This window comes from Aeromicrobium sp. PFPM2_SD2 (assembly GCF_057364525.1).
The window spans coordinates 1-4,687 of sequence record NZ_JBNFNZ010000178.1 but is presented as its reverse complement, the minus strand read 5'-3'; the positions used below and the strand labels follow the sequence as shown (position 1 = coordinate 4,687).

Annotated in this window: 6 protein-coding genes, 1 tRNA gene and 1 pseudogene; 6 read left to right on the top strand and 2 right to left on the bottom strand. The window is 71.3% G+C overall.

The features are described from left to right. Positions 1–199 (top strand): annotated as a pseudogene (locus AC2W7G_RS09480) (ArsA family ATPase); the annotation flags it as partial. A gap of 6 nt (positions 200–205) precedes the next feature. On the opposite strand, the gene AC2W7G_RS09475 reads toward AC2W7G_RS09480, so the two are convergent. Further along, complete coding sequence (locus AC2W7G_RS09475) at positions 206–475, bottom strand: WhiB family transcriptional regulator (protein ID WP_485868215.1); 270 nt, start codon at positions 473–475, stop codon at positions 206–208. A gap of 212 nt (positions 476–687) precedes the next feature. Here AC2W7G_RS09475 and AC2W7G_RS09470 point away from each other — a divergent pair, with 212 nt between their 5' ends. From AC2W7G_RS09470 to AC2W7G_RS09460, 3 genes are read left to right on the top strand one after another with little or no spacing between them, the layout of a single operon-like run. Next, positions 688–1,563, top strand: a complete 876-nt coding sequence (locus tag AC2W7G_RS09470; protein ID WP_485868214.1) for a transglycosylase domain-containing protein — start codon at positions 688–690, stop codon at positions 1,561–1,563. Continuing rightward, a complete protein-coding gene (locus tag AC2W7G_RS09465) occupies positions 1,479–2,402 on the top strand; it encodes a penicillin-binding transpeptidase domain-containing protein (protein ID WP_485868213.1) in 924 nt (307 codons plus the stop codon). Before AC2W7G_RS09470 ends, AC2W7G_RS09465 begins: the two co-directional genes overlap by 85 nt. Further along, positions 2,399–2,875, top strand: coding sequence for a penicillin-binding transpeptidase domain-containing protein (locus AC2W7G_RS09460; RefSeq protein ID WP_485868212.1), 477 nt, complete (start codon positions 2,399–2,401; stop codon positions 2,873–2,875). The genes AC2W7G_RS09465 and AC2W7G_RS09460 overlap by 4 nt, the downstream gene beginning before the upstream one ends. Before the next feature lie 63 nt (positions 2,876–2,938). Here the strand turns inward: AC2W7G_RS09460 and AC2W7G_RS09455 are convergent, their stop codons facing one another. Further along, a complete protein-coding gene (locus AC2W7G_RS09455) occupies positions 2,939–3,400 on the bottom strand; it encodes a GatB/YqeY domain-containing protein (protein ID WP_485868211.1) in 462 nt (153 codons plus the stop codon). Between the two features lie 63 nt (positions 3,401–3,463). Between AC2W7G_RS09455 and AC2W7G_RS09450 the strand changes: the two genes are divergently transcribed. Together AC2W7G_RS09450 and AC2W7G_RS09445 are read left to right on the top strand one after the other, a co-directional pair. Beyond that, the gene (locus tag AC2W7G_RS09450; RefSeq protein ID WP_485868210.1) at positions 3,464–4,369 is read left to right on the top strand and encodes a metallophosphoesterase; all 906 of its coding nucleotides are present in this window, start codon (positions 3,464–3,466) and stop codon (positions 4,367–4,369) included. Between the two features lie 24 nt (positions 4,370–4,393). Beyond that, a tRNA-Pro gene (locus AC2W7G_RS09445) sits at positions 4,394–4,470 on the top strand. The last annotated feature ends 217 nt before the right edge of the window (positions 4,471–4,687 follow it).

Below are 4,687 nucleotides of genomic sequence, written 5' to 3'. Positions count from 1 at the left end.
GACCCGAACGCTCGCCGGCCAGCTGCTGTGCGTGCACGCGGAGCGGGCCACGGTGCGCGAGCGCGAGGAGCGGCTGGTGCGCGCTTCGGCGCGTCCCACCCGACGGCGCCCTCGCGCGCGTCGCGCGCTGGCCACGGACGTGCACGACCTGGACGGCCTGCGGGTGGTCGGCGACCTGCTCGCCGGCGAGCGCGGCTAGGCCGCGTCAGCGCGAGGCGGAGGCGCTGCCCTCCAGGATGGAGCGCCAGGCGGTGACGTTGGGCTTGCGGCGCAGCAGCGCACGGCGCTCACGCTCGGTCATGCCACCCCAGACGCCCCACTCGATCCGGTTGTCGAGCGCCTCGGCCAGGCACTCGGCCCGCACGTCGCACCCGCCACAGATCATCTTGGCCCGGTTCTGCTCGGCGCCACGCACGAAGAGTGCGTCCGAACCACCCCGGCACGCCGCGTTCGCGGCCCAGTTCTCGTTCCACATACAGAGCGTTCCTTCCCCCGAGAGCCCTGTTTCCAGCGGCTGTCCTGCTATTGAGAAAACGTTAAGAAACTTCTCATCGAATCGGGGAGCCCCCGCGGGATCATCTTCCGTAGTCCTTTCGGACTATTTCCGGACGTTCCGGCTGCGGACGACGCGGCGACCTGCCCGCGCTCGTGCGTCACCGCCCTCGCCCGACCACGTACCCTGACTCCATGTCCTGGGACTCGATGCGCGAGCTGATGTCGTCCACCCTCCAGCCGCAGGAGAAGCGCTCCAAGCGCGCGGTCGCGGGGGCGATGGCCCGACTGAGCGTCCTCGCCGGCGTGCTCGTCGCGGCGCTGCTCATCCCGGCCACGACCTTCGTCGCCGTCACCGGCAACGACGTCGCCCAGCGCGCCCTGGAGCTGCCGCTGGCGCTCGAGGAGAACCCGAACCCGCAGACCACGAAGGTCGTCGACGTCGACGGCAAGCTGATCGCCTACTTCTACGAGCAGAACCGCAGCGACGTCCCGCTCGACCAGATCAACGACAACATGAAGAACGCGATCCTGGCCATCGAGGACGTGCGCTTCTACGAGCACGGCGCGCTGGACCTCAAGGGCACGCTGCGCGCCCTGATCAACAACGCCTCCGACGGAAGCACGCAGGGCGGCTCGACCATCACCCAGCAGCTGGTCAAGCTGATCCAGGTGCAGAACGCCACCACCGCCGAGGAGCGCAAGGCCGCGACCGAGAAGTCGGCCACCCGCAAGATCCGCGAGCTCAAGCACGCCATCGCGTACGAGGAGAAGTACACCAAGGACGAGATCCTCGAGCGCTACCTCAACATCGCCTACTTCGGCGACGGCGCGTACGGCGTCTCGGCCGCGGCGCGGCACTACTTCTCGGTCTCGCCCAAGAACCTCAACCCGGCCCAGGCCGCGACCCTGGCCGGCCTGGTGAAGAACCCCAACCAGTACAACCCGCGCACCTACCCCGAGCGGCGCTGCAGCGCCGCAACACCGTGCTCGCGGTCATGGCCCGCTACGGCTTCGTGCCCGAGGAGCAGGCCCGCGACCTGCAGGCGGCCGGCCTCAACCTCAAGCTGACCGCCTTCCCGAACGGCTGCGTCGACTCCGACGCGTCCTTCTCGTGCGACTACGTGCGCCGCTACCTCATGGCCGACAAGGACCTGGGCCGCACCGTCGACGAGCGCCGCGCCCGCCTGGAGCAGGGCGGCCTGACCATCCGCACGACGATCGACCTGTCGATGCAGCGGGCGGCCAACAAGGCCGTCACCAGCACGATCGACGCCAAGGACGGCGTCATCGGTGCGCTCTCGCTCATCGAGCCGGGCACCGGTGCGGTCCGCGCGGTGGCCCAGTCGCGTCCGATGGGCTCGGACGTCAAGAGCGGCCAGTCCTACATCAACTTCGCGGTGCCCAAGAAGTACGGCGACTCCGGCGGCTTCCAGGGCGGGTCGACGTTCAAGTTCTTCACCACCGTCGCGGCGCTCAAGAAGGGCATCGGCGTCGGCAAGACGTACAGCTCGCCGCAGACCATGACGATGCCCGCCGGCAGCTACACCGCCTGCAACGACGGCGGCGTGGGCGAGTGGAAGCTGAAGAACTCCACCGGAGCCGGCACGTTCAACATGTACCGCGGCCTGCGTCAGTCGGTGAACACCTACTACTCCCAGCTCGAGCGCGACGCGGGCCTGTGCAACACGGTCAAGGCCGCGCGCTCCATGGGCATCGACGTCCCCGAGCGGGACGAGGTCGGCCCCTTCACCCTCGGCGTCACGTACATCAGCCCGACCGACCTGGCCGCGGCGTACGCCTCGGCGGCCTCGGGCGCGAGTACTGCGAGCCGATCCCGGTCGCCGAGATCATCGACCGCGACGGCAAGTCGGTCAAGAAGTACTCGCCGACCTGCAAGCGCGTCATGAGCAAGGAGGTCGCGGCCCAGGTCAACGACATCCTGCGCGGCGTGCAGGAACCGGGCGGCTTCGGCTACTCCAACGGCACCGGCCTGCGCATCCCGTCGGCGGCCAAGACCGGTACGACCAACAGCGCGCAGTCGGTCTGGTACATGGGCTACACGCCCGAGCTGGCCACCGCGTCGATGATCTCCGGCGTCACGAAGTCCGGGCGTCCCGCTTCGCTGGTCGGCCGGACCATCAAGGGCTCGCCGGTCAGCTTCAGCGCGGCCGGCGGCTCGTCCCTGGCCGGACCGATGTGGGCCAAGGCCATGCAGAAGATCCAGGACGAGCTGAAGGGCAAGAGCTTCGACAGCCCGCCGCAGCGCCAGCCCTCGAACCCCGCGCCCTCCCAGAGCAGCGGCGGAGGCGGTGGCGGCGGTGGCCGCGACGACGACGACCGCGGCAACCGTGGTCGTGGCCGCGGCGGCGACCGCGACTGACCCGCCGCACGACGCACGAGGCCCCCGGGACGACGTCCCGGGGGCCTCGTCGTGCGTGAGGGGCTAGGCGCCGAGCTGGCGACGCACCTCGGCGGCGACGAACGCGCCGTCCGCGCGCCCGCGGGTCTGCGGCGTGACGACGCCCATGACCTTGCCCATGGCCTTCATGCCCTCGGCGGCGGCGCCGGTCTGCTCGACCGCGACGGTGACGAGCTCGCGGACCTCGTCCTCGGTGAGCTGCTCGGGCAGGTAGTCGGCCAGGATGACCGCCTCGGCACGCTCCTTCTCGGCCAGCTCGGGGCGGTGGCCGTCGTCGAAGGCCTGCGCCGCCTCCTTGCGCTTCTTGGCCTCGGAGGTGAGGACGGCCAGGACGTCGTCGTCGCTGAGCTCGCGGGCCTGCTTGCCGGCCACCTCGGCGTTGGTCACGGCGGTGAGGGCCATGCGGAGCACGGACGACCGCAGCGAGTCGCGGGCCTTCATGGCGTCGGTGAGGTCGGAGCGGAGCCGGTCCTTGAGCGCAGACATGGCACCAGTCTCCCACCCCGCCGCGCGAGGGCGCCCCGACCGGCCCTGTGGTTGGCTGGCGCCATGCACGCTCGTCCCCTGCTGTGGCCGCTCGCGCTCGGCGGCGCCGTCCTCACCTGGTCGGTGCTCGAGACCCGCTCGTTCGTCCTGCGCCGGGCCGAGGTGCCCGTGCTGCCGGCCGGCTCGGAGCCGCTGCGGGTGCTGCACCTGTCGGACACCCACATGACGCCGGGCCAGCGGGTGAAGCAGGACTGGCTGCGCGGGCTGGCGTCGTCGCTGCGCCCGGACCTCGTGGTCTCGACCGGCGACAACCTGTCGCACCGCGCCGCCGTGCCGGCCGTCCTGGACGCCTACGGCGAGCTCCTCGACGTCCCCGGCGTCTTCGTCTTCGGCTCCAACGACTACTACTCCCCCGTGCCGCCCAACCCGCTGATGTACCTGCGCGGCGGCACCGGCGGGCCGCGTCCGCGCGAGAAGGACCTGCCCTGGCGCGAGCTGCGTGACGCGTTCACCGCTCGCGGCTGGACCGACCTGACCAACCGGCACGCCTCGCTCGAGGTCGCCGGGCGCCGGATCGCCTTCGTCGGCGCGGACGACCCCCACCTGGGCTACGACGAGCTGGACGACGTCCCGGCCGACGCGTCGGCCGACCTCGCGGTCGGCGTCGTCCACGCGCCGTACCTGCGCGTGCTGGACCGCTGGACGTCCTCGGGCTACCCGCTGATCATCGCCGGCCACACCCACGGCGGACAGCTGCGCGTCCCCGGCTACGGCGCCCTGGTGACCAACTGCGACCTCGACCGGGCCCGCGCCCGGGGGCTGCACCGGCACCACGTCGAGGGCGTGGACTCGTCCTGGCTGCACGTCTCGGCGGGCCTCGGGACGTCCCCGTACGCCCCCGTGCGGCTCGCATGCCGACCCGAGGCAACCCTGCTCACCCTGGCTGCTGTAGACTCGTCGAGGTCGTGATCACGGGTCACCGGGATCGACCACCGGGGTGTGGCGCAGCTTGGTAGCGCGCGTCGTTCGGGACGACGAGGCCGCAGGTTCAAATCCTGTCACCCCGACCAGCACGAAGGGCTCCTGCCGCGAGGCAGGGGCCCTTCGTCGTTCGTCCGCCACCCCGTGAAGCGCGACGTGTGCTGTGACACACTCGCCTGCATGAGCGAGACCCCTCCGACCCGCAAGGTCGTCCGGCGGGTCGTCCGCAAGCCCGTCGTCCTGCCCGGCGAACGACCCTCCGCCGAGGCCGCCGCCACGACCACCACGGTCCCCTCCCGCGCCGGC

What these genes read in the sequence shown, in the direction of transcription:
- AC2W7G_RS09475 (WP_485868215.1), bottom strand. Translation starts at nt 475, where the DNA reads ATGTGGAACGAGAACTGGGCCGCGAACGCGGCGTGCCGGGGTGGTTCG.
- AC2W7G_RS09470 (WP_485868214.1), top strand. Translation starts at nt 688, where the DNA reads ATGTCCTGGGACTCGATGCGCGAGCTGATGTCGTCCACCCTCCAGCCG.
- AC2W7G_RS09460 (WP_485868212.1), top strand. Translation starts at nt 2,399, where the DNA reads ATGAGCAAGGAGGTCGCGGCCCAGGTCAACGACATCCTGCGCGGCGTG.
- AC2W7G_RS09455 (WP_485868211.1), bottom strand. Translation starts at nt 3,400, where the DNA reads ATGTCTGCGCTCAAGGACCGGCTCCGCTCCGACCTCACCGACGCCATG.
- AC2W7G_RS09450 (WP_485868210.1), top strand. Translation starts at nt 3,464, where the DNA reads ATGCACGCTCGTCCCCTGCTGTGGCCGCTCGCGCTCGGCGGCGCCGTC.